Raw genomic sequence first — 23,619 nt, 5'->3', positions numbered from 1 at the left:
AAGGGGGAAAAGAAACGGTGTTTTGGTTTTCGGTCATTGCTTCGGCGTTAGCGCCGGGTCTCGCCCTTTTGACGTATTTTTATCTGAAGGACAGGTACGATCAGGAACCGCTGACGATGGTAATTAAGGTATTTGTGTTCGGCTTCCTGATTGTCGTGCCCGTGATGATTATCCAGCGGGGATTGACTAGCAGTTTCGGTGGCAATCCCTACATCGAGTCATTTGTAATTTCGTCTTTAGTGGAGGAGTTCCTCAAGTGGTTTGTACTGTATCAAATCATCTATAACCACTCGGAATTTGACGAGCCATATGACGGTATTGTGTACGCGGTTGCCATTTCACTTGGATTTGCTACGGTTGAAAACATTATGTACGCCTGGTACAGTCACGCTTCCACCTCGGCGATGTTCCTTCGGGCGCTGCTTCCGGTCTCGGGCCATGCTATGTTCGGGGTGATGATGGGATATTATCTTGGACGGGCCCGTTTCTCTACAGGTGCAAAGGCGAAGCGTTTTCTGGCCTATTCGATTTTGATTCCATGGTTCTGGCACGGTGTATACGACTTGATACTTGCCACCATAACACAGTATTGGCTGTGGTTTATCGTTCCGTTGATGGCTTTTCTATGGTACGGGGGAATGGGGAAGGTTTACCGGGCCAACAACCGCTCGCCATTCCGGTTTCTCAAACGTGAAGAAGAGGTTAATACCTGAACAAAATGGGCACACTTGATCCTACTAGAATTCCAGTTATGGAAAATTCATTAGGGTGGAGGTGCTTTTTTTGCGTGTCAAAGTTACGATTGTATGCAAACAATGTGGAGAACGGTTTATTTTGAGGGGCAAAAGAGACCGTGGACGGATTGAGACAGGCTTCAAGCAGTGCCTCTGTAACAACAAAAATCTGTTCGATATCGAAGAGCTGCCATTCTAAGGCGTAAAACGCTGCCATTTGATGCATAAGACTCCTTTCTTCTTGTCAAACTAACAGCAGCATGATCAATAACCAACTGTGATGTGCTGCAGACCTTGGCTTGATCGATAAAGAAGAAAGGAGACTTGAGCCATTATGTACATGCGACTAAGCGCAATATTGTTTCCCATCGTTACCCTCTTAATGATCGGGGCATTCGTGTGGGGGTATCAAGAGAACCAGGAAAAAAACGCGGTTATGATTAAAGCGGAAAACCAGTATCAGCGGGCTTTCCATGATTTGTCCTATCATATGGACCGGCTGCACACTGAGATTGGGAATACGCTTGCGGTCAGTTCTACCTCCAATGATATGCACCGCAAGGGGATGGCGAATGTATGGAGGCTGACCAGCGAAGCTCAAAGTGATATTAATCAGCTGCCTCTGAGCATGCTTCCTTTCGATAAAACCGAGAATTTCCTTTCCCGGATTTCGAACTTCTCGTACCAGACCTCCATACGCAACTTGGATAAGGAACCGTTGACACCTGAAGAGCAGAAGAACCTAAAGACGCTGTATAAAAATTCGGGTGAAATTACAAAGGGGCTTCAGACGGTGCAAAGTAAGGCCATTGAGAACGGTCTTCGTTGGATGGATGTGGAGAGCGCGATGGTTTCCGAAGAAAAGTCACTCAACAACATGATCATTGACGGGTACAAAAGCGTAGACAAGAAGGTTGGCGAATATCCTGAAATCAACTGGGGACCAGCCGTATCAAGCATGTATGACAAGCGTTCCGTAAAACAGCTGTCCGGCGAACCGGTATCCAAGGAGGATATCAAACGCAAGGCTGCCAAGTTTGCTGACGCCGGACCAAATGCTACCATTCAAGTCACTGAAAACGGCAAGGGAACGGATTGGGAGTCTTATACGGCGACCGTCAAATCTCCGAGCCATCCAGCCGTTATTTCGATGGACTTTACGAAAAAAGGCGGACAGCTGATCAGCTACCACGACAATCGCGACATCGGCAAAAAATCGGTAACGATTCAGCAGGCTAAAGATAAAGCGGATCAGTTCCTGACCCAAAAAGGCTACAAGGACATGACGGCTGTGACCGCGGATCAATACGGAAATATGGGTAACCTGACATATGTCAGTAAACAAAATGGCGTGCTCATCTATCCGGAGAAAATCACGGTCCGTGTCGGTCTGGATAATGGTGATGTAACCGGCTTCCAGGCAAGCGACTATGTGTATGAGCATAAAGAAAACCGTCAGATTCCAAAGCCGAAGATGACCATGGACGAAGTGCGTAAGAAACTGAATCCGGAATTCGAGGAAACTTACAGCCGTACAGCGCTTATAAAGGATGACCAATCCAAGGAAGTTCTTTGCTACGAATACGGCGGGAATATTAACGGTTCAAAATACCGCTTGTTCATGGATGCAAACGACGGCTCTGAGAAAAAAGTTGAGGAGCTCAAGTCCTCCGATCTACAGGCGGCTAAAAAATAAAAGACTTTTATACCAGTTTTAAGAAGTCTCTTTCGTAAAGAGGCTTCTTTTTTGCTCAAAAATACGCATACCTATGTCCAAAGACATGGTATAATCAGGATATGCGGTTAATTTATGAGCTGGCGGTGAACTTTTTTGTATCCTAAAATAGGTGACTTATTGTTTATTAGCGTAGATTCAGGAGATGAAAAAGAGGCAGTCGTCCAATATAAATCCAGAATTGGAGATATGGACGAGGATTCGATTCTTATCGAGGTGCCGATCCAGGAGGGATCCGGACGGCTAAAGAAGCTGTCAAGTGGTGACGAGCTGTCCGTTTTTTTTCTAACCGAGGGCGGCATTAAAAATTATTTCAATTCATATGTTTTTGGTTTCAAGGAAGATGTGATTCGGATGATAAGAATCCGAAGACCCGAGCCCGATTCCATCAGCAAAATCCAGCGGCGCAGCTTTCTACGCGTCAATGCGGAGCTCGAAGTTGCTGTCAAAACGGACAAGATGCTTCGCTTTGTTGCAAGGACCTATGATGTGGGAGGAGGGGGGCTGTCTTTTTATTGCGACGCTAGCCAACGCGTATCGGAAGGAGACGGCGTATCCTGCTGGGTGCTTGTGCTTTATAAAAACGGGAGTATTGAGCATGTTCCTTTTAATGGGGAGATCGTCCGGATTAAGGTGCTGGAGAACGGCCGCAAAATTGTAATGGTTAAATTTACGGCGATTGCAGATATGGAGCGCCAGAAGCTGATCCGATTCTGTTTCGAACGCCAGTTTGATTTTAGGCGCTAAGTCAGTTTTTTTTCAATCATACGCTCCGAATAAAAAAGGGATTATCCGGAAACATTAATAGGAAAAATCCGGGAGTGTATGATGATGAACGAGAACGAGCAAGTAAGACAATATTTATTGTTATTTGACCGGTTATGCACACAGGCCGGCAAGCTTACCAAAATTCTGTTGATCTTTTTGATCGCGGCATTCATTTTCTTTCAGGCCGCACTGCATATCCGTCCGCTTAGACCGTTTATTTCCCCGGTGGAGAGACTGGACGGAATCCCAATAAAGGAGCGGAATGTCAAGGATTGGCAGGATTGATTTCGTAGGTCTTTTTTGCATCAGGGTATGTTGTGTGGTATAATTTTCACGTCGCAGGCAACGCCTGCTTTTTTCTTGAAGTGATCAGAATTGTAATAACTATGTTGTAATGGCTTCCTGATCATGCAAGAAAAACAATGGCTAAAAATCGGCCTGATTGCTGTGAAAATTTGTCGATTTTATGCTAATGTTTGAGGAGGAATGCCCCTTTGGTTAGGCAGGGGACGAAGAACAACTTGAAGATTAATATTGCAATTGACGGACCTGCCGGGGCAGGCAAAAGCACGATCGCCCGCTTGGTGGCCAAAGAACTGTCCTACATATACGTGGACACCGGTTCTATGTACCGGGCAGTAACCTGGTATATGCTAAAGCATAATATTTTACCGGAATTTTCGGATCAGGTGCTACAGCATGCCCAAAATATGGTGATTGAATTAATACCGGGTGTTGACGGGCAAAAGGTTCTGGTTGACGGACAGGATGTTTCGCCGCTGATCCGTTCGCAGGAAGTGAACGGCATGGTGTCGCATTATGCACAAATTGAGGGGCTGCGCAAACATTTGGTAGCGCTCCAGCAGCAGATGGCTGCACGCAAAGGCGTCGTTATGGATGGGCGGGATATCGGAACAACGGTACTTCCGGATGCCGAACTAAAAATTTTCATGACGGCCAGTGTTAAGGAACGTGCTCTCCGCCGCTTTAAAGAGCTGAGTGATGCTCAAGGCTTGACCTTGGAGCAGCTTGAGAAGGACATTGCAGAGCGTGACCGTCTCGACGAAGGACGTGAGATTTCACCGCTGCGATGCGCTGATGATGCCATAGTGCTGGATACAACGCATATGGACATCCCTCAGGTTGTAGAAACGATTGTTTCTTACTGCAGAACTCATACCAACTCATAAGGATGGGGAGAACGACATGATTTATGTTTTTTGCCGGGGCGTGCTACGAATACTCTTTGACATTTTTTACCGCTTTGAAGTGGTAGGCAAAGAGAATATTCCGGATGAGGGCGGGGTCCTGCTCTGCTCGAATCACAAAAGTCTACTCGATCCGATAGCTGTCGGGATCAAGGTGCGGCGGCAGGTTAAATTTATGGCCAAGGAAGAATTGTTCAAGATTCCGGTTCTCGGATGGCTACTCCCGCAATTAGGCGCGTTTCCCGTGAAGAGAGGCGGAGTGAGTAAGGACTCTTTTAAGACGTCTCTTAAGATTCTGCGCGGTGGCGAGATCATGGGGATTTTTCCGGAAGGAACCCGTCATTCCGATAGTGGTGCCGCGAAAAAGGGTGCTGCAAGTTTCGCTCTACGGAGCGGTGCTGCAGTCGTACCTGCCGCAATCGTGGGAGATTATAAGTTTTTACGGAAAATGAGAGTTATATACGGTAAGCCGATCGATTTATCTGAATTTGCAGCTATGGACTCGGGAGAAGCAGTTGAAGCGGTGACGGATAAAATTATGTCGCGGATTCACGAGATGCAGCAAACCGGAAAGCCTACGCTGAATTAGTCCGGTCGGCCCGTGCATGAAGACAAGCACTTATTGGAAAGATATTAAACATATCTATTCGAATGTTTTGAACTCTGCGTCAGCAGGTTTGAATAAATGGTTTTTTTTTGAATTGAGGAGGGTATTGATATGTCGGAAGAAACAAAGAATCAGGAAGCTCAAGTAACTCAAGAGGAAATGGACCAATTCGTATCCTTGAAAAAAGGGGACACCGTGAAAGGTTCTATCGTCAAGCTTGAAGATAACCAGGCTTATGTAAGCATTGGATATAAATATGACGGTGTGATTCCGGTCCGTGAGCTGTCTTCTGTTCATCTGGACAATGCAGCGGATGCGGTTCAGGTTGGTCAAGAAGTAGAATGCAAAGTGGTCAGCATCGACGACGAAAAGGAAAAACTTGTCCTTTCCAAACGTGCGATCGACAGTGAAAATGCATGGGATGAGCTTGTAAAGCATTTTGAAGCTCAAGACGTGCTTGAAATTACTGTAGCAGACGTTGTTAAAGGCGGTCTGGTTGCTGATGTGGGTGTGCGCGGATTTATCCCGGCTTCCATGGTTGAACGTCATTTTGTAGAAGACTTCAGCGACTACAAAGGACGTACACTGCGCGTAAAAGTGAAAGAAATTGACCGCGAAAACAACAAAGTCATTCTTTCCGCCAAAGACGTGCTTGAAGAAGAATTCGAAGCCAACAAGCAAAAAGTAATGTCTGGGCTTCAAGAAGGCCAAGAGCTTGAAGGTACGGTTCAACGTCTTACTCAATTTGGCGCATTCGTTGATGTAGGCGGCGTAGACGGACTGGTTCACGTCTCTGAAATGGCATGGAACCATGTTGAAAAACCAGCTGACGTTGTTTCTGAAGGAGACAAGGTTAAGGTTAAAGTTCTGAAAGTAGACCCTGAAAAAGGCAAAATTAGCCTAAGCATGAAGGCTGCTCAGCCTGGTCCTTGGGATTCTGCTACAGAAAAATTCCACACAGGCGATGTGGTAACAGGCGAAGTTAAGCGTCTTGTAACCTTCGGTGCATTCGTAGAGCTTGCTCCAGGAGTCGAAGGACTTGTTCATATTTCCCAAATTTCTCATAAACACATCGGAACTCCGCATGAAGTTCTGAAAGAAGGACAAGAAGTCCAAGTGAAAATCCTGGACATCAACACGGCTGAAAAACGCGTAAGCCTCAGCATCAAAGAAACAGAAGAAGCTCCGGCTGCTGCTCCTAAACAGGAGAGACCAGCTAAAAGCAGCAGCAACCACAAGGATGAGCTTAAGGACAATCCTAACGTATCTCTGAGCAATCAAGGCCTCAGCATTACGCTTGGGGAACGTTTTGGAGACAAACTCAGCAAATTCAAATGATTGTTGCAGTCTCGGAAATGAAAATCGGCGAACCCTTAATTGGGTTCGCTGATTTTTTTGTGTAAAATCCCTGCGAGGAATACGCAAAAGTTGTAGAAATAGCTGGGAGTTATGCGCATGGAATCCCTTTTCTTCGGGAAAATAGGATTAATGTGCGGATAGTCATATGAAACGTTAGCCAAAATAATCGTTTTTTGCTATGATGATAAACGTAAGAATTGACAGGAGGAGTGAATATGGCACGACCTGTAGTAGCTATCGTTGGCAGGCCTAACGTAGGCAAATCAACCATTTTCAATCGTTTGATTGGCGATCGGCTGGCCATCGTGGAAGATAAACCGGGAATTACCCGGGACCGGATTTATGGGGTATCCGAATGGAACGGCAAACCGTTCAGCGTCATTGACACCGGTGGTATCGAAATTGATGGGGACGATGTAATTTTAAAATCCATCCGCATGCAGGCAGAGCTTGCCATTGAGGAAGCGGATGTAATTGTATTTATGTGTGACGCCAAGAGCGGAGTGACGCAGTCTGACGAGGAAGTAGCCCAAATTCTGTTCCGTTCCGGAAAGCCAATTGTCCTCGCGGTAAACAAGGTAGACAATCTCGCCCGTCATGACGAGATTTATGAGTTCTACAGCCTTGGATTCGGAGATCCGATTGCAATCTCCGGAAGTCACGGTACAGGCATCGGAGATTTACTGGATGCCATTGTCGACATTTTGCCAGAGCTGAATGATGATGAGTATGATGAAGATGTCATTCGCGTAGCCTTAATCGGCCGTCCGAATGTGGGTAAATCCTCGCTGGTGAACGCTATTCTTGGTGAAGAGCGTGTTATTGTCAGTGACATTGCAGGTACAACTAGGGATGCCATTGATACGCCGTTTGAAAAAGATGGACAGCGTTATGTCCTCATTGATACGGCAGGTATGCGTAAACGAGGTAAGGTCTATGAAACAACTGAGAAATACAGTGTTATGCGTGCCATGCGTGCAATTGAACGTGCGGATGTCGTTCTAATCGTCATTAACGGTGAAGAAGGCATTATTGACCAGGACAAGCATATTGCAGGTTATGCGTATGAAGCAGGCAAAGCATCTATTTTTGTCGTGAATAAATGGGATATCGTCGATAAAGATGATAAAACTATGCATGAATTTGAAAGAAAGATCCGCGACCATTTTCTGTTCATGACCTATGCGCCGATCGTGTTCCTGTCTGCGAAGACGAAATCCCGTCTGCATAAGCTGCTTCCAGTAGTGCAGCATGCTGCAGAACAGCACACACTTCGCGTTCAGACGCATCTTCTTAATGACGTTGTATCTGATGCGGTCGCAATTAATCCTCCTCCAACGGACAAAGGAAGGCGCCTGCGCATTAACTATGTAACCCAGGTGGCCGTTAAGCCTCCGACCATCGTTGTCTTCGTCAATGATCCTGAATTGATGCACTTCTCATATGAACGCTATCTGGAGAACAAAATCCGGGGTGCGTTTGATTTTGAGGGCACGCCAATCCGGATCTTCACGCGGCGCAAATCGGATGAAAGTTAGGGGAGAAATAGATTGATTCTACAGATCATTTCCATCGTTCTGAGTTATCTGCTCGGCTCGATCAGCTTTAGTGTTGTACTGGCCAAACTCCTGAAAGGGATAGATATCCGCCAGCATGGAAGCGGAAATGCGGGAGCTACCAACACACTTCGGATTTTGGGTAAAGGGCCGGCGATTGCCGTGCTCTTGCTCGATGTTCTGAAAGGAATCGCTGCCGTATGGCTCGGAAAGTGGCTGGGAGGCGGAAATGAATGGATTCCTGCTCTTTGCGGAATCGCTGCGATCATAGGCCATAACTGGCCTATCTATTTCCACTTTCGCGGGGGTAAAGGTATTGCGACGACCATTGGCGTTATGGCCTCATTGAGCTTTCTTCCTGCCTTATGCGCTGGTATCATCGCGATTCTGCTGATCGTCATTACACGTTATGTATCTCTCGGTTCGCTGGTTTTTGTAGCGTTGACCCCAATATCTCTGCTGATCTTTGGTCTAATCTTTGGTTTTAGCTGGCCTATCTTTTGGTCCAGCTTCGTTATCTGTGTGTTTGCCTTCTGGAGACATCGAAGCAATATTGTGAAAATTGTTCAAGGTCGGGAAAACAAGATAGGCTCCGGAGGATCCAAAGGAGGAAAGGGAATTGTCAAATAAAGTAGCTGTGCTTGTTGCCGGCAGTTGGGGAACCGCTCTGGCAAGCGTCCTTGCGGTCAATCATCCGGATGTCATGATATGGAGTCGAAGTAGCGAGCAAGTACAAGAAATTAACGAAAAGCATATGAACAGCCGCTATTTGCCGGGTGCGGATTTGCCAGCAAATTTGAAAGCAACGACAGACATGGAAGAAGCGGTGACTGGCTCAAGAGCTGTTCTCATCGTAGCTCCATCCAAGGCAATGCGCGAGGTTGCCCATTCCCTAAAAGCTTATTGGCACAAGGATATGTTGTGTATACACGCAACGAAGGGGTTTGAAACTGAAACGATGAAGCGGATGTCCACGGTTATCTCCGAAGAGCTGGGGTGCGAGGAAGGGGAAATTGTTGTTCTTTCCGGTCCGAGCCACGCGGAAGAAGTGGTGCGCCGCTGCCCTACAACGGTTGTCGTTGCATCCTTGAATCAGAAGGCTGCTACTATGGCCCAGGATCTATTTATGAATGCGGATTTTCGTGTCTATACCAACCGGGATATGCTTGGAGTGGAGCTCGCAGGAGCTCTGAAGAATATCATTGCTCTTGGCGCAGGGATGTCGGATGGTCTGGGTTATGGAGACAACGCGAAAGCAGCTCTTCTTACCCGGGGTCTGGCAGAAATTACGCGGATCGGTGTAGAGATGGGAGCTAATCCGCTAACGTTTGCCGGACTTGCGGGCGTTGGAGACCTTGTTGTTACCGCGACCAGCAAGCACAGCCGGAACTGGCGTGCGGGTTCAATGCTTGGTCAAGGAACGAAGCTTGACGAAGTTTTGAGCACGATGGGCATGGTTGTGGAGGGGATTCGAACGACCAAGGCGGCTCACACGATTTCCGAAAAATACGGTGTTCAGATGCCTATTGCAGATCAGCTGTATCAGGTGCTTTTTGAAGACAAAGACCCTCGTAGCGCGGTAGAAGCCCTAATGGGACGTGATCCCAAGACGGAAATGGAGTCCATGAGACTCGAAACTTGGGAGCTGTGGCATAGTTGATCTTTTTCACCTTCCAAGGCCGTTCCTCATATATATAAGTTGAGGACTGCCGGAGGGGGGGAGAAGATGAGTAAAAATATTTCTAAGGACGTGCTGAATGTTGTCAACAAGAAAACAGGGAAGCACATCACGGAAAGCGCCGTTAAGAAAATTGCCAGCACCGTAAAACCTTCTACTATGCAAAATGAGACCCAGCTCCGCCAACTGATTAAGCAGGTGTCCGCAATGGCCAACGTTCCTGTCAGCGAAGAAACCATACAGGATATCGTGAGCGCGGTCAAAAAAAGTGGAATGAATACGGATAACATGGAATCTTTGATGAAACTTATGATGAAGAAAAAATAAGGTATCCTTACCGCAGTGAAAAGGGCAAAAAGTCGATGAAGCTTCGTACTTCCGAGACTCTATGCTCTTTTTTTTAGAGTTCAGAAAGTACAAGCCTCTTAATAAGAAAATGGACAAGTTTCATGCTATAATACGTTTATATACAAAGAATGGAGAATCAGCCTATGGATCCAATGACAAAAATGTGGGTTTCCCTAATTGCCATCCTGGTCATGGGATTATCCGTGTTTTTAATCACTTTTGCCCGTACCAAAACGACTGGAGTCCTCCGGGGCACCTTATCCTTTGTAGCGTTTATTATTATGGTGATCGGATTTCTTGGGGGAATGGTGGCATTAATGTGATGAACCGTTTCCGAATGCTTTTTGAGAAGAAAAAAACGGCTGAGAAGGCTGTTTCCGCAAAAGTGGAAATGACCGAAAATCTAGCGGCTACAATGCAGCTAAAGGGCAGAACCATCGAGAAGACCATCGTCCCTGAACCAGGAAAAACCATTCTTCAGCATGCCAAGGATCATGAAATTGATTGGCAGCATATGTGTAAACGAGGCACATGCGCTCGCTGCAGATGTCAGGTTATGGAGGGACTTCAGTTTTTGGAGGAGCCTACGCAGGCTGAGCACAGTCGTCTTGATCCAGAGGAATTCGATGAAGGATTTCGCCTGGGATGCCAGGCTGTCGTGAAAGCACCGGGGAAAATTGTAGCGCGGAACAAAACCTATTTTTAAACGGATGGAAAGAATGGAGAGTGGGTCATGCAGATCACATCCGAATTACAGCATGCGCTGCAGCAGGTGTCCAAGACGCTAAGTCAAGCTGAAACATGCTGGCTGGTCGGCGGAAGCTGCGGACTTTTGCTTCAGAATGTGCATCTGGACGCGATGCCGAGCGACATTGATGTATATACGGATCAAGTCCATGTGGCAGAGCTTCATCGTTTGATGAAATCCCGCACTATAGACGAGCCGGCGCTAAGCGAGACGGAAAGATACCATTCCATTCTCAGTCATTATAAGCTTGAAGGCTATATGATGGAGCTGGTAGGGGGCTTTAAGGTTCGGTCTGAAGGAGGCTGTTATGAAGTGCTGGTGGATGAGCAGCTGTACCCTCATGCCGCAAAAGTGAATTTACAGGGCACTGACTTGCCCTTAATGCCGCTTGGACATGAATTGGTGTTTAATGTACTCCGGGAGAGAAGCGACCGTTATCTTGCCATTGCACAGGCTATGAGATTGGATCTTCCAGCCCATATGCCCCTAATGAGACAAATCTTGGACAGCAGCAACTTCTCTGACAAGCATTCTCGTCAAATCTTAAGCTTATTGGAATTGGATAAGGCCGGGAATAAGGAGTTCAGCTCTCTGCAAGCCCTCTTGGGAGAGGAGCCGCAGCAGAAATGAATCATGAGATTATTTTCAGACCGTCCGGTGTGAAAGTTGTGGTAGGCCATGGCACATCCGTGCTGGCTGCAGCACGGAAAGCAGGAGTACATATCCCCACGCGGTGCGGCGGGAAAATGGGTTGTCTGATGTGCAAAATCAGTGTAGACGAAGAGGCGGGTAAACAGTTATCACGTCCTGCCGAATCTGAAAAACGTAAACTTGGATCTCTTGTACAGCAGGGTGTCAGACTAGCCTGTCAGTCCAAGATTCATGGATCTCTTGCTGTATCCATACCCGAAGATAGACTAAAGGCTGCTATCCGGAAACAGCTAGAGGCAGCCCGTCAGGGAGAGAAGGATGAACTGTGGTGACTTAATCCTAGTCCAGTCCTTTAGCGCTCCCTTCAAACTACTTAGTTGATATAAAGGATGATCAAAAGTGACTCAGGCTCAATTTGCCAGACGTTCCGGACGTTTCCGGAAAGCCGCAGCAGCAGTCATGGTAGCGCTGCTTGCGGTCAGCTTGACCGGGTGTCTGTATCCGGAAGAGAAGAAGAGTGAAAACAGTGTATCTTATCGCGAAAGTGTAAAGCGCATTCAATCAGCGGTTGATGATTTCCAGAAGGATCAAGGAATTTTGCCAATATTGAATGCGGATGAGAGTACCCCGAAATATGAAAAGTTCCGCGTCGATATGGATCAGCTCCAAAAGCGCGGTTATATTGATGAAATACCATCCACTGCATTTGAAAAAGGCGGCAGCGCCTATTTTCTGATTCAGAATGAAGAAACGGATCCAACGGTGAAGGTCATGGATTTGATTACGGTACAAAAGGTCAATGATGTTCAGCGCGCAGTCAATCAATACAAAATCGCCCATGACGGGAAGCTTCCTGCAGGCGAAGAAGTGTATCCAGGTATTCATACAGTTGATCCAGCCCTTGCGAAAACAGAAAGTATCGAACTCAAGAGCATCTATTCAGGTCAGGATATGAATTTTATCATGGATCAGGCAGGTGTGGTCTATGCCGACTATTCATTTGATATCATGCAGCTGATCGACAAGGAAGGCCTGAAGCCTAGCAAGGAGGAGGATTTGCGCGAAGAGCTCGTGAAATCTTCGGACTTCGTTCCTGTCAAATCACTGCCGTATCATTGGTCCGGAGATTCTCCGGTTGCGGTAGTATCACAGCCGTGACGCTCTTTAGTAATTTTGGTACGTTCGAAAGCCATTCTCTTGAAGTGCATTTGCACGATTGGAGATTGGCTTTCTTTTTTTAGATATAAATCAATTGATATACATAGATGAACTTCTTCTTGCATATATCTGAGATGGATGACGAGGCCGGGCAAAGTATGGATATATGTTTTGCAAAATACCCGTCATATTGCTTTTCATAGGTACATAATATGATACTAGTCCAAATGCCTAAAGCGAGTATCGCCGCTTTGCCGTTTCCGATCCAATTCTGACCCCGGCGGCGGACTACTGACGACATTGTATGGCGCAAATCCGTTGCAATGGCTCGAGGCTCCAGATGGAACACGAAGCGGATGCTCTTAAGCATTTTTCCTTCGGAGTAAATGAGGAGGGGATCTCTTTTGGAAAAAGTGGACATTTTTAAAGACATTGCCGAACGCACCGGCGGGGATATTTACCTAGGTGTCGTCGGCGCAGTCCGAACAGGTAAATCAACGTTCATCAAACGCTTCATGGAAACCATCGTGCTTCCAAACATCGCAAGCGAAGCAGATCGGGCCAGAGCAGTTGATGAACTGCCGCAGAGTGCGGCCGGCAAAACAATTATGACAACCGAGCCGAAATTTGTTCCGAATAATGCGGTGCAAATCAAGGTGGCTGAAGGTCTGGACGTCAACGTGCGTCTGGTCGACTGCGTAGGCTATGCCGTGGAAGGTGCGAAGGGATATGAGGACGAAAACGGTCCTCGCATGATTTCCACCCCCTGGTTTGAGGAGCCGATCCCATTCCAGGAAGCAGCAGAAATTGGTACGCGTAAGGTTATTCAGGAGCATTCCACGCTTGGCGTAGTGGTTACTACGGATGGCTCTATCGCTGAAATCCCTCGAAGTTCCTACGTGGAAGCAGAAGAGCGTGTTATCGCTGAGCTCAAGGAAGTGGGTAAGCCATTTGTCCTTGTGATCAACTCGACCCGTCCGCGCAGCGAGGAAACGCTTCAGCTCCGGAATGAACTGGCTGATAAGTATGACATTCCGGTCATGTCACTCAGTGCTGCAACCATGACTGAAGACGATGTGACAGGAGTTCTTCGTGAAGTGCTTTACGAATTCCCTGTGCATGAAGTCAACGTGAATCTGCCGAGCTGGGTCATGGTGCTGAACGAAAAGCACTGGCTCCGCAGCAACTATGAGAATTCTGTCCGTGATACCGTTAAGGATATCCGCCGTCTGCGTGACGTCGACCGAGTGGTATCGCAGTTTATGGATTATGAGTTTATCAACCGTGCTGCACTCAGCGGCATGAACATGGGCCAAGGTGTAGCTGAGATTGACCTGTTCGCTCCGGATGAATTATACGATCAGATCCTGATGGAAGTGGTCGGCGTAGAAATCCGCGGCAAGGATCATCTGCTGCAATTGATGCAGGAATTTTCTCACGCCAAACGGGAATACGACCGCTTCGCTGAAGCACTCGAGATGGTCAAGACTACAGGTTACGGCATCGCGGCACCATCACTTGCTGAAATGTCGCTCGATGAGCCTGAGCTTATCCGTCAAGGTACAAGGTTCGGCGTGAGACTGAAGGCAACGGCACCATCCATCCATATGATCCGGGTAGATGTGGAATCCGAATTCTCCCCGATCATCGGTACAGAGAAGCAAAGCGAGGAGCTTGTCCGCTACCTCATTCAGGATTTTGAGAACGACCCGATCAAGATCTGGGATTCAGACATCTTCGGCCGGTCCCTGCACTCCATTGTCCGCGAAGGTATCCAAGGCAAGATCGCCATGATGCCGGATAATGCGAGATACAAACTGCAGGAAACGCTCGGTAGAATCATTAACGAAGGTTCGGGCGGACTCATAGCCATCATCTTATAAAAATGAATCAAGAAGGCCGCAGGGGGAGATTTCTCTTGCGGCTTTCTTGATTCATTTGAGCTTACTTTTTAGGTTTTCAACCTTGCGAAAGCTTAAAACTCTTGAAATTCTAGTTCTGCTGTATTACTATAAGTTTGTTCGCGCCTACGGCTGTATTGGCTTTATGGCGATTCTATCTGTAAAATTAGCAGATGAACGTATATTTTGCAGCAAAACGGAAAGAGTGAGTAACAACCGATTCAATCATTGGGGAGGTGAAATAAAAATGAATAAATCCGAACTGATTTCCCAAGTATCTGAAGCGGCAGAATTGTCCAAGAAGGATGCGACTAAAGCGGTTGACGCTGTATTCGAATCCATTGCACAAGCTCTGCAAAGCGGAGACAAAGTCCAACTCGTTGGATTTGGCAACTTTGAGGTTCGCGAACGTTCTGCACGCAAAGGTCGCAACCCGCAAACAGGTGAAGAAATCGAAATCCCTTCGAGCAAAATTCCTGCTTTTAAACCAGGCAAAGCGCTCAAAGACGGAATCAAATAAGATTTCTACATATACCATAAGCAAGAAAAAGACCGTGATGAATCTTCAAATTTATACTGTTCATTGTTTGTCAGTACGAATTGAAGATACCTGCAAGTCTATTCATTTACTGGATAGATTCTGCAGGCTGCTCACGGCCTTTTCTTTTCTATTGGGACGATTCCTGATCGGTATACGCAATGAGAATAACGGTTTCACCAGCGGACTCGCTTATTTGCTCTTCAAATTCTCGGAGCTTCGATACCGTTTCATCGTCCAACTTTGCCGGTTCGTAATTCATTGTCTAACACTCCCTTTAAAAAGAATACCGTCAGTATACCCATACACATAGGAAAATATTTAACTTAAACAACAAGAACACTAATAGACGTACCGGGAGGAGGATAGAGCATGGATACTTCCAACAATACAGACTATATTGTCATTAAAGCCAAGGAAAACGGCGTGCAGGTGATCGGCTTGACCCGGGGACACGATACCAAATTCCATCATACCGAAAAGCTCGACAAGGGAGAGGTCTTGATCGCTCAGTTTACGGACCATACATCTGCTATGAAAATCCGCGGCAAAGCTGAGGTTCAGACCAAGCATGGCATGATCGAGAGCGAAAGCTAGAATGCAGGCATAGCCTGCTTTTTTTCGTTGCATATTGGAGGTATGGACTCTTGGGATGACGTTTAAACTATAGGATACAACAAGCGAGGGAGGTCAACTTCTATGAATCGCTTTATCCTGCCTGGTACCGCACTCGTGATCACTGCCTTGACGGTACTTCTGCTTACTCATTTCAGCAGTTTTCATACCTCGGCGCTGAATCAAAAGCAGGTTATGCCTGTCATTTTACATGAACCCGGCTTAGAGCTTAGCAATGACAACATCGTCGATGCGCTTCACTCTCTTCCGCTCACGATGCCGATCCGAAAAGTGGAGTGGAATGAATCGGCTATGTCCATTGATCTCACCGTGAAGGCTCCGGATACCAAGCTGTCGGAGATGTACCTCAATATTGCCGACATTCTTTCATTCAGTTTTTCTAATACGATCAATGTAAATCAGGTCAAGCTCCGGCTTATCGCAGAGGATAAGTGGCTTGGAACGCGCCATCTTCTGCTCGCTGCGGATACCAGAAGGGAAGACTGGGACAACAGCCTTTACTGGGAGCTGCAGAATACTGGCGAAGCCCCAATGCCCGATATGATCAAGCAGAGGCTGCACGTCATTGAAACCATATTGTGGAAAAGTCAGTTTGGAGTGCGGCAACGCGAGTAAGAAAATCGTGATCGATGTATTTTCACAGAAGTATCCATTCTATAATCTTAAAAAGAGAAAGTACCACCCGTGCGTGGTGAAAAAACATGTGATATAATAGTAAAGATTGTGAACAAAAGCTCTTGTTCTTGGAAATAAAAGTGATTTACGAAAGAAATAGGCTCGGAGGCTGACGATGAAACCGTACCGCGTACCCCAACTAGCAAAGAAATATGTCGAATACGACATGATACAAAAACATACGGAGCTGCCGCCTTTTCCTGACGCACGTGTTCAGTTGTTATACATTTTTCTGGACCAGGGAACAAGCAAGCCATCCGTTCACAGCGAGCTGTTCTCGCTGGTAACCTCCCTGGTGCAAATGGGTATTGATACGCATGAGACGATTGATACGCAGGTGGGCAAGCCGGGTGAAGGATTTATGCGTTCCCGTCAGCTGAAGGTTCTCGCAGGAGACTATTTCAGCAGCCGGTTCTATCAGCTCTTGTCCCAAAAGGGTCAAATCGAGGCTGTTTCCAGACTCAGTCAAGCGATTTGCGATGTGAATGTACTTAAAATGAATTTGTACGGCAAAATGAAGAGCCTATTATTGTCAGCGGATGAATACTTGCGGCAAATGGTGCAGCTGAATATGCAGCTGTTTCTTTCTTTTACTCCTTTGATCGAGGAGCCCCTGCGCGAATTATGGAATACCCTTTTGCAGAATATCAGCGAGTGTGAGGCCGTCGTAAGAGAAATACAGCGGAGCAGCGGTGAACCGTATTTGTACAGCTATTCTTACTGGCATATTCTTGATATCGCCAACGAAGAGGATAAGCAGGCACTAAGAGAGAGTAATATCGACAACAAAGACTGGAAAAAGCTGATGCTGAAATATAAAGCGGGAGAGCATATGGCTGATAAGCTGCGCCAAGCGGTAGAAGGCGTTCATTCCATCCTGAAAAGCATCAAGGGTGACAGCCGCTTCCGTGAGATCGGACAAGTTTTGGAGCCTTTCCAGCGGCAGCTTCATGCTTCCGGATCAGCTGTCGGAGAAGGGTAGGGTTGTTTCGATGAATATCAATACTTCAGAGCCTAAAGAGCATACGGAGGATCAATACAATCACGTTCATTCCGTATTTGAAAGCATAGCTCCCAAGTATGACATTATGAATGACATTTTGAGCTTCCGCAGACACAAGGCTTGGCGAAAATTCACCATGAAAAAAATGGCGATGAAGCCGGGGGATACGGCAGTAGATCTGTGCTGCGGAACCTGCGACTGGACACTCAGCATGGCTGAGACGAGCGGAACCGGCAAGATTGTAGGTCTGGATTTCAGTCCGAACATGCTCAAGGTTGGGGAGAAGAAGGTTCGTGCCAAGCATTTGGAGAATCAGATTTCCCTGGTTCAGGGGAATGCAATGGAGCTTCCCTTTGAAGATAATTACTTTGATTATGCGACGATCGGGTTTGGACTGCGGAATGTGCCGGACCTGGAAAAGGTGCTTCAGGAAATGAAGCGTGTCGTCAAACCGGGCGGCATGGTCGTTTGTCTGGAACTGTCCAAGCCGACGTGGCAGCCGTTCAAAGGCATTTATTATTTTTATTTTCAAAAAATACTTCCGAGTCTGGGCAAGCTTTTTGCCAAACGGTATGAGCAATACAAATGGTTGCCGGATTCACTGGCCCTTTTTCCGGGAAGGGAGGAGCTTGCAGGAAAATTCCGGAGCATCGGTTTGCAGCATGTCGAGGCCTATCCCCTGACTGGCGGTATAGCGGCATTACATATTGGGATTAAGGAGAATCGGCATGTTTAAGAAAATCGGCGTTTTTTTGGAAATGATCAAAATCGAACATACATTGTTTGCCCTGCCTTTTGCATTTATGGGAGCAATCCTGGGTTCGGTTGTCGTTCATGGACACCTGCCTTCATGGGCCCAAATTGGCTGGGTATTACTGGCCATGTTCGGAGCAAGAAGCGCAGCGTTCGGCCTGAACCGGATGATTGACCAGGTGATTGATAAAAAGAACCCGCGTACCGCCGGACGGGCGATTCCTGCAGGCTTGCTCAAAACCGCCGAGGTTACCTTGTTTACGGTCATATGTTTCATTCTATTGTTCTGGGCGGCATTTGAATTGTCCCCTCTAGCTGTGAAACTGCTTCCGATTGCGGTATTTATGCTGGTGTTCTATTCATACACGAAGCGTTTTACGTGGCTGTGCCATTTGGTGCTTGGATTGACGATCGCACTTGCACCTTTGGGAGGTTGGGTTGCGGTAACGAACAGCATTGACTGGGTTGCATTCCTGTTTTATTTGACGGTAGCATTCTGGACTGCAGGATTTGATGTGATCTACGCGATTCAAGACATGGAGTTTGATAAAAACGAAGGGCTTTATTCCATTCCCGCTCGTTTTGGAATTCATCAATCGCTTAAGATCGCACGGTATTTTCATATCTTGACGGCTGTGGGGTTCATCATTCTGTTCTTTACGACTGAACTTAGCTGGTGGTATTTTGCAGGAATGATAATCTCTTATATTATTTTGTTCTATGAACACTATATACTCTCTCCAGATGACATGAGCAAGCTACAAACCTCGTTCTTTACGATGAATAGCGTACTCAGCATTGCCGTGTTTGTCTTTACACTAATCGACCTGGTGGTGCAATTCCATTGACACATTTGGAAAAAGAGAAACGCGGCTGGGTTGTCGGTATTACAGGTGCAAGCGGTTCTATTTATGGGATCCGTTTGATTGAAGTGCTGTTGGCACAAGGCTACCCGGTGCACATCGTTGTTTCCAATGCCGGCTGGAGGGTGCTGGGCGAAGAGCTCGGCTGGAACGCCGGCAAAAGGGAGCAAGTGCTGAAGGAGAAGTTCGAAGGATTTCCAGGAAAGCTGTACTATCATCCAATTGCGGATATCGGAGCCACCATTGCGAGCGGCTCATTTCAGGTCGAAGGAATGGTGATTGTCCCGTGCTCCATGGGCACATTATCTTCCGTAGCAAACGGCTCTTCCGATAATCTGATGACTAGGGCGGCGGATGTAATGCTGAAGGAAGGCCGGACGCTGGTGCTGGTTCCAAGGGAGACACCTCTTCATGCCATTCATTTGGAGAATATGCTGAAGCTCGCCAGGCTGGGCGTTCGTCTGATCCCGGCTATGCCGGCTTTTTATTTTCACCCGAAGACAATTGAGGATTTGATTGATTTTCAGGTAGGTAAAATATTGGATAGTTTGCGGATCGAACACAGCCTGTTTACCCGATGGAGCGGGGGTCAGGCTGCTGCCAAACCGTCTAATGGTGAATGAGCGATTTACGAAAAGTGATTTATATAATGAATTTATGCTATGATTTGACTGATACTGCTGCTAACTAGACTCTAGACTCGAATTCTGCTGCTTGCGAAAAGGGAATGCGGATTGAGAATACGCTGACACGGGTGAAAGAATGAAAAGATTAGACATATTCGGTTTACTAAGAAAAGATATGAACTACATTGAAGATGAGCTCTTTCGCAGCATCAAAGGAGAGCATGAGCTGCTTAATGAGACATCCATGCACTTGCTTAAGGCGGGAGGGAAGCGGCTGCGACCGGTATTCGTTCTCATGGGCGGCAAGTTCGGCAATTATGATCTCGAAAAGCTGAAGCATGTTGCCGTTCCACTGGAGCTGATTCATATGGCTTCTCTGGTCCATGATGATGTGATTGATGATGCGGATACCCGCCGCGGACAACTCACCGTGAAGTCCAAGTGGGATAACCGCATCGCTATGTATACCGGTGATTACATATATGCCCGTGCTTTGATGATCGCAGCTGAGCTGGGTAATCCGCTGATTCATCAGGTTCTCTCCAAAGCGATGGTGGAAATGTCCATTGGCGAGATGGAACAGATCCGGGATTTCTTTAATACGGAGCAAAGCGTGCGTCGTTATCTTTTGCGTATCCGCCGCAAAACCGCTCTTTTGATCGCGATCAGCTGCCAACTCGGTGCGGTGGCTGCAGAATCGGATCCGAAAACAGCAAACCTGTTGTACCGATACGGTTATAACGTCGGTATGGCTTTCCAAATTCAGGACGATCTGCTGGACCTGTGTGGTACCGAGAAACAGATCGGCAAGCCGCCTGGAAGTGATATGAGACAAGGCAATATAACGCTTCCGGTCATTTATGCGCTGCAGGATGAGGAGCTGCAAGGTCCGCTTCTGCGTGAAATCAGCTATATCCGTGAGCGCAACGGGGAATGCGACGTTACCGGCGCCATTAAGATGATCAAGGCAAGCCAAGGGATTGCCCGGGCGGAGGAGCTGGCTGACCGCTATATCAAGAAAGCACTTGATGCGCTTGAACGGCTCCCGGAAAACCGGACAAAGAAAAATTTGAGGGACATCGCGCACTTTGTCACTAAACGGTCCTATTAATGGCTAGGTTCAATCCGGTCCATGATCAATACGTCAGTCCGAAGTATCTGTAAGAAGATTACCAAACCTAACCTTATGACTTGAATCAAAATGGGAGAGTGAGTTTATGGAACGAACTTTTTTAATGGTCAAGCCTGATGGCGTGCAGCGCGGTTTAATCGGTAGGATTGTTGCAAGACTGGAAGACAAAGGATTCACCATGGTAGCCGGCAAGCTGGTCCAAGTAACGGAGGAGCAGGCCAAACGGCATTACGCCGAGCATGAAGGTAAAGATTTTTATGATAATCTGGTGCGATTCATTACATCCGGCCCTGTTTTCGCAATGGTTTGGGAAGGCGACGATATCATTGCCTTGTCCCGAATTCTGATGGGGAAAACAAACGTAAAAGAAGCGTTGCCGGGAACGATCCGCGGCGATTACGCTTCACATACGCCACATAATCTGATTCATGGCTCCGATTCACCGGAGAGCAGCGCACGTGAGATCGCGAATTTCTTCGAAGCGCATGAACTGGTGAATTACGACAAGACGATTTCGCCGTGGATGTAAAGAACCCGTTTTCTTTATCCGAAGGGACTTCTACCGAGGAGAACCTGCCGGATCCGGACTATATCAGTTTTATACAAAATATTAAGCAAAGCACCGGCATCGATCTGTCAGAATACAAGGAAGCCCAAATGAAGCGCCGTCTGACGACACTTCGGGTGAAAAACGGTTATCAGAGCTTTGCCTCCTTTTACGAAGCGATTTCCAAGGACAAAGCGTTATTCTATGAATTTTTGGACCGGATGACAATCAATGTATCGGAATTTTGGCGCAATCCGAACCGCTGGGAAGTTCTGAGGGATATTATTCTGCCTGAACTTTCAGCGGGAGGTAAACGTCGTTTGAAAGTATGGAGTGCAGCGTGCTCGACGGGAGAAGAGCCTTATACACTCGCCATGATTCTGGATGGTAAAGGGCTGATTGGCGATACTTCCTTGGTGGCAACGGATATTGATGAAGGCGCTTTAGCCAAGGCAAAGCAGGGGCTCTACTTGGAGCGTTCCTTGAAAGATGTACCGCCTGATGTCGCGTCTAAGTTTTTTGCCCAGGCAGGAGCTTTGTATAAATTCAGTGAACAGCTGAAGAAAAGCGTCCAATTCTCCAAGCAAAACCTGCTTACGGATCGTTTCGAAGAGAATCACGACCTGATCGTTTGCCGGAATGTAATGATTTATTTTACAGAGGAAGCCAAAAACAAGTTGTACCACAAGTTCGCGGCGGCACTTCGTCCGGGCGGGTACCTGTTTGTGGGCAGCACAGAACAGATCTTTACACCGGGGCAGTATGGTCTGGAACCAACGGAAACCTTTTTCTACCGGAAGAAAGCCTGATCTTGCATTCCTTGGGTATAATTGCAGCCATTTGATACGATACTATGACTAACACGAACGTATGAACAAGTGGAGGTCTGTTTTTCGTATGGATAAGCGCAAGGTGATCACGGCTTACCGCCGCGGTTTTATAACAATTCAGGAATGCGGACAGATTCTGGGCATTGAGGATATCCGCTTAAGCCGCATGGTTCAGGATTCGGTAGAGCGAGAGAAGAAAGACAACATGCAAGCAGACAGGTTCATTGTTAACAGCAGCAGCACCGAATGAGGCGCCGACCTTCTTAGTTGAAGGACCGGCGTCTTTTTGCTTTAAGGTCATTCCTTGTCAAAGCAGGTAAGCTATACTATAATGAGCAAAGATATCATCGGATTTTAGTCAATTACCGTTTAACAGTTTAAAGGGGGAAAGCGCATGAGTATACGTTACTTAACAGCCGGGGAAACGCATGGTCCCCAGCTTACTGCTATTATTGAAGGTTTGCCAAGTAATCTTACATTGGACTTTGAAGCATTGAATTTCCAGCTTCAGCGCCGCCAGAAGGGTCATGGACGCGGACGCCGGATGCAAATTGAGAAGGATACGGCACGAATCGTCGGTGGTGTTCGCCATGGCGTAACAACCGGTGCACCGGTTGCCATCGTTGTGGAGAACAAGGACTGGGCCAGCTGGGACCAGATCATGAACGTGGAACCGATTGAAGACAATGATGAGGCGAAGCGCCGCGTGCATCGTCCTCGCCCTGGCCATGCGGATTTGAACGGAGGACTCAAATATAACTTGAAGGATCTTCGGAACGTACTGGAACGCTCCAGTGCAAGAGAAACGGCCGTCCGTGTCGCTTGTGGAGCGATTGCACGCCAGTTTCTTGAAGCTTTCGGTGTGAAGATCGGCGGACAAGTCATCCGGATCGGAGAAATTGAGGCGCCTGCTAACCAGCTGTCCGTTGATGAGCTGAACGAGCGGACTGAAGCTTCTTCCGTTCGCGTGGTTGATCCTGAGACAGAACAGAAGATGGAAGCTTACATCGATCAGATTAAAAAAGAAGGCGACTCCGTTGGAGGCGTTGTTGAATGTGTGGTTGAAGGTCTTCCTGTTGGTCTAGGAAGTTATGTACAATATGACCGTAAGCTCGACGGCCGGATTGCGCAGGCAGTGATGTCGATTAACGCATTCAAGGGTGTTGAGATCGGTATCGGTTTCGAAGCGGGTGTGCTTCGCGGTTCCCAGGTTCATGATGAAATCATGCATGAAAACGGCCGCGGATTCTACCGCGCAAGCAACCGTCTTGGCGGATTTGAAGGCGGCATGACCAACGGAATGCCTGTCGTGGTGCGCGGCGTGATGAAGCCGATCCCGACGCTGTACAAACCGCTCCGAAGCGTGGATATCGATACGAAGGAACCGTTCACGGCTCAAGTGGAGCGCTCTGATGCTTGTGCGGTGCCTGCGGCGAGTGTAGTCATGGAACATGTGGTGGCATGGGAAATTGCCAAGGCGTTTCTTGAGAAATTCGGCGGGGACTCCATGGATGAAATCCGTGCCAACTATAACAACTACTTGGCACAAGTGGAGAAATATTAAT

Annotated in this window: 31 protein-coding genes; 30 read left to right on the top strand and 1 reads right to left on the bottom strand. The window is 47.3% G+C overall.

The features are described from left to right. The first annotated feature begins 17 nt into the window (after positions 1-17). From prsW to MUG84_RS04960, 19 genes are all read left to right on the top strand, one after another. The gene (prsW, locus tag MUG84_RS05050; RefSeq protein WP_244721292.1) at positions 18-713 is read left to right on the top strand and encodes a glutamic-type intramembrane protease PrsW; all 696 of its coding nucleotides are present in this window, start codon (positions 18-20) and stop codon (positions 711-713) included. Positions 714-783: 70 nt separating this feature from the next. Then, entirely contained in the window at positions 784-933 is a 150-nt protein-coding gene (locus MUG84_RS05045; RefSeq protein WP_244721289.1) for a hypothetical protein, read from the top strand. A gap of 135 nt (positions 934-1,068) precedes the next feature. After that, on the top strand, positions 1,069-2,430 hold the full coding sequence (gene ypeB, locus MUG84_RS05040) for a germination protein YpeB (RefSeq protein WP_244721286.1): 1,362 nt from the start codon (positions 1,069-1,071) through the stop codon (positions 2,428-2,430). Positions 2,431-2,565: 135 nt separating this feature from the next. After that, positions 2,566-3,216, top strand: coding sequence for a flagellar brake protein (locus tag MUG84_RS05035; RefSeq protein ID WP_244721285.1), 651 nt, complete (start codon positions 2,566-2,568; stop codon positions 3,214-3,216). A 78-nt stretch (positions 3,217-3,294) separates the two neighbouring features. After that, positions 3,295-3,522, top strand: coding sequence for a hypothetical protein (locus tag MUG84_RS05030; RefSeq protein ID WP_244721283.1), 228 nt, complete (start codon positions 3,295-3,297; stop codon positions 3,520-3,522). Positions 3,523-3,731: 209 nt separating this feature from the next. Next, positions 3,732-4,427: a (d)CMP kinase gene (cmk, locus tag MUG84_RS05025; RefSeq protein WP_244721280.1), complete on the top strand. Its 696-nt coding sequence runs from the start codon at positions 3,732-3,734 to the stop codon at positions 4,425-4,427. A 16-nt stretch (positions 4,428-4,443) separates the two neighbouring features. Then, positions 4,444-5,034, top strand: coding sequence for a lysophospholipid acyltransferase family protein (locus tag MUG84_RS05020; RefSeq protein ID WP_244721277.1), 591 nt, complete (start codon positions 4,444-4,446; stop codon positions 5,032-5,034). Between the two features lie 129 nt (positions 5,035-5,163). Further along, positions 5,164-6,390 (top strand): 30S ribosomal protein S1, encoded by a 1,227-nt coding sequence (rpsA, locus tag MUG84_RS05015; protein WP_244721274.1) that lies wholly within the window; start codon positions 5,164-5,166, stop codon positions 6,388-6,390. Positions 6,391-6,626: 236 nt separating this feature from the next. Then, the gene (gene der / locus MUG84_RS05010) at positions 6,627-7,949 is read left to right on the top strand and encodes a ribosome biogenesis GTPase Der (RefSeq protein WP_244721271.1); all 1,323 of its coding nucleotides are present in this window, start codon (positions 6,627-6,629) and stop codon (positions 7,947-7,949) included. A 12-nt stretch (positions 7,950-7,961) separates the two neighbouring features. Beyond that, positions 7,962-8,597 (top strand): glycerol-3-phosphate 1-O-acyltransferase PlsY, encoded by a 636-nt coding sequence (gene plsY / locus MUG84_RS05005; protein WP_244721268.1) that lies wholly within the window; start codon positions 7,962-7,964, stop codon positions 8,595-8,597. Continuing rightward, positions 8,587-9,627 carry an NAD(P)H-dependent glycerol-3-phosphate dehydrogenase gene (locus MUG84_RS05000; RefSeq protein ID WP_244721261.1) on the top strand — a complete coding sequence of 347 codons (1,041 nt, stop codon included), beginning with the start codon at positions 8,587-8,589 and terminating at the stop codon, positions 9,625-9,627. Before plsY ends, MUG84_RS05000 begins: the two co-directional genes overlap by 11 nt. Before the next feature lie 66 nt (positions 9,628-9,693). Then, the gene (locus MUG84_RS04995) at positions 9,694-9,972 is read left to right on the top strand and encodes a stage VI sporulation protein F (protein WP_244721258.1); all 279 of its coding nucleotides are present in this window, start codon (positions 9,694-9,696) and stop codon (positions 9,970-9,972) included. 164 nt (positions 9,973-10,136) lie between these two features. Beyond that, the gene (locus tag MUG84_RS04990; RefSeq protein ID WP_244721254.1) at positions 10,137-10,316 is read left to right on the top strand and encodes a DUF2768 family protein; all 180 of its coding nucleotides are present in this window, start codon (positions 10,137-10,139) and stop codon (positions 10,314-10,316) included. After that, positions 10,316-10,699, top strand: a complete 384-nt coding sequence (locus tag MUG84_RS04985; RefSeq protein ID WP_342346100.1) for a 2Fe-2S iron-sulfur cluster-binding protein — start codon at positions 10,316-10,318, stop codon at positions 10,697-10,699. Before MUG84_RS04990 ends, MUG84_RS04985 begins: the two co-directional genes overlap by 1 nt. Positions 10,700-10,726: 27 nt before the next feature. Further along, positions 10,727-11,371, top strand: a complete 645-nt coding sequence (locus MUG84_RS04980) for a nucleotidyltransferase family protein (protein WP_244721251.1) — start codon at positions 10,727-10,729, stop codon at positions 11,369-11,371. Next, positions 11,368-11,724, top strand: a complete 357-nt coding sequence (locus MUG84_RS04975; RefSeq protein ID WP_244721240.1) for a 2Fe-2S iron-sulfur cluster-binding protein — start codon at positions 11,368-11,370, stop codon at positions 11,722-11,724. Before MUG84_RS04980 ends, MUG84_RS04975 begins: the two co-directional genes overlap by 4 nt. Positions 11,725-11,791: 67 nt before the next feature. Continuing rightward, positions 11,792-12,550 (top strand): hypothetical protein, encoded by a 759-nt coding sequence (locus MUG84_RS04970; RefSeq protein WP_244721239.1) that lies wholly within the window; start codon positions 11,792-11,794, stop codon positions 12,548-12,550. 404 nt (positions 12,551-12,954) lie between these two features. Further along, positions 12,955-14,433: a stage IV sporulation protein A gene (gene spoIVA / locus MUG84_RS04965; protein ID WP_244721237.1), complete on the top strand. Its 1,479-nt coding sequence runs from the start codon at positions 12,955-12,957 to the stop codon at positions 14,431-14,433. A 265-nt stretch (positions 14,434-14,698) separates the two neighbouring features. Next, the gene (locus MUG84_RS04960; RefSeq protein WP_244721216.1) at positions 14,699-14,971 is read left to right on the top strand and encodes an HU family DNA-binding protein; all 273 of its coding nucleotides are present in this window, start codon (positions 14,699-14,701) and stop codon (positions 14,969-14,971) included. A gap of 148 nt (positions 14,972-15,119) precedes the next feature. Here MUG84_RS04960 and MUG84_RS27230 read toward each other — a convergent pair whose 3' ends face one another. Then, positions 15,120-15,251 carry a hypothetical protein gene (locus tag MUG84_RS27230; protein WP_280521192.1) on the bottom strand — a complete coding sequence of 44 codons (132 nt, stop codon included), beginning with the start codon at positions 15,249-15,251 and terminating at the stop codon, positions 15,120-15,122. 110 nt (positions 15,252-15,361) lie between these two features. Here MUG84_RS27230 and mtrB point away from each other — a divergent pair, with 110 nt between their 5' ends. The 11 genes from mtrB to aroC all read left to right on the top strand — a co-directional run bounded on the left by mtrB (position 15,362) and on the right by aroC (position 23,618). Beyond that, complete coding sequence (gene mtrB, locus MUG84_RS04955) at positions 15,362-15,586, top strand: trp RNA-binding attenuation protein MtrB (protein WP_244721213.1); 225 nt, start codon at positions 15,362-15,364, stop codon at positions 15,584-15,586. Between the two features lie 102 nt (positions 15,587-15,688). Continuing rightward, positions 15,689-16,240 carry a hypothetical protein gene (locus tag MUG84_RS04950; RefSeq protein WP_244721210.1) on the top strand — a complete coding sequence of 184 codons (552 nt, stop codon included), beginning with the start codon at positions 15,689-15,691 and terminating at the stop codon, positions 16,238-16,240. A gap of 175 nt (positions 16,241-16,415) precedes the next feature. Next, positions 16,416-17,282: a heptaprenyl diphosphate synthase component 1 gene (locus MUG84_RS04945; RefSeq protein ID WP_244721207.1), complete on the top strand. Its 867-nt coding sequence runs from the start codon at positions 16,416-16,418 to the stop codon at positions 17,280-17,282. 10 nt (positions 17,283-17,292) lie between these two features. Next, positions 17,293-18,039 (top strand): demethylmenaquinone methyltransferase, encoded by a 747-nt coding sequence (locus MUG84_RS04940; RefSeq protein ID WP_244721204.1) that lies wholly within the window; start codon positions 17,293-17,295, stop codon positions 18,037-18,039. After that, positions 18,032-18,904, top strand: coding sequence for a UbiA-like polyprenyltransferase (locus MUG84_RS04935; protein ID WP_244721200.1), 873 nt, complete (start codon positions 18,032-18,034; stop codon positions 18,902-18,904). The genes MUG84_RS04940 and MUG84_RS04935 overlap by 8 nt, the downstream gene beginning before the upstream one ends. Beyond that, positions 18,901-19,542 (top strand): UbiX family flavin prenyltransferase, encoded by a 642-nt coding sequence (locus MUG84_RS04930; protein ID WP_425313151.1) that lies wholly within the window; start codon positions 18,901-18,903, stop codon positions 19,540-19,542. The genes MUG84_RS04935 and MUG84_RS04930 overlap by 4 nt, the downstream gene beginning before the upstream one ends. A gap of 139 nt (positions 19,543-19,681) precedes the next feature. After that, positions 19,682-20,656 (top strand): polyprenyl synthetase family protein, encoded by a 975-nt coding sequence (locus MUG84_RS04925; protein WP_244721197.1) that lies wholly within the window; start codon positions 19,682-19,684, stop codon positions 20,654-20,656. Between the two features lie 106 nt (positions 20,657-20,762). Further along, positions 20,763-21,206, top strand: a complete 444-nt coding sequence (gene ndk, locus MUG84_RS04920) for a nucleoside-diphosphate kinase (protein ID WP_244721194.1) — start codon at positions 20,763-20,765, stop codon at positions 21,204-21,206. Beyond that, on the top strand, positions 21,197-22,033 hold the full coding sequence (locus tag MUG84_RS04915; protein ID WP_342346093.1) for a CheR family methyltransferase: 837 nt from the start codon (positions 21,197-21,199) through the stop codon (positions 22,031-22,033). Before ndk ends, MUG84_RS04915 begins: the two co-directional genes overlap by 10 nt. A gap of 88 nt (positions 22,034-22,121) precedes the next feature. Beyond that, entirely contained in the window at positions 22,122-22,304 is a 183-nt protein-coding gene (locus MUG84_RS04910; RefSeq protein WP_244721191.1) for a hypothetical protein, read from the top strand. A 144-nt stretch (positions 22,305-22,448) separates the two neighbouring features. Beyond that, positions 22,449-23,618: a chorismate synthase gene (aroC, locus tag MUG84_RS04905; protein WP_244721187.1), complete on the top strand. Its 1,170-nt coding sequence runs from the start codon at positions 22,449-22,451 to the stop codon at positions 23,616-23,618. Position 23,619 lies beyond the last annotated feature (1 nt).

Source organism: Paenibacillus mangrovi (assembly GCF_022898935.1).
In the GTDB taxonomy this organism is placed as follows: domain Bacteria; phylum Bacillota; class Bacilli; order Paenibacillales; family Paenibacillaceae; genus Paenibacillus_AQ; species Paenibacillus_AQ mangrovi.
Note: the sequence above shows the minus strand (reverse complement) of the source record. Positions and strands in the feature narration are given on the sequence as shown.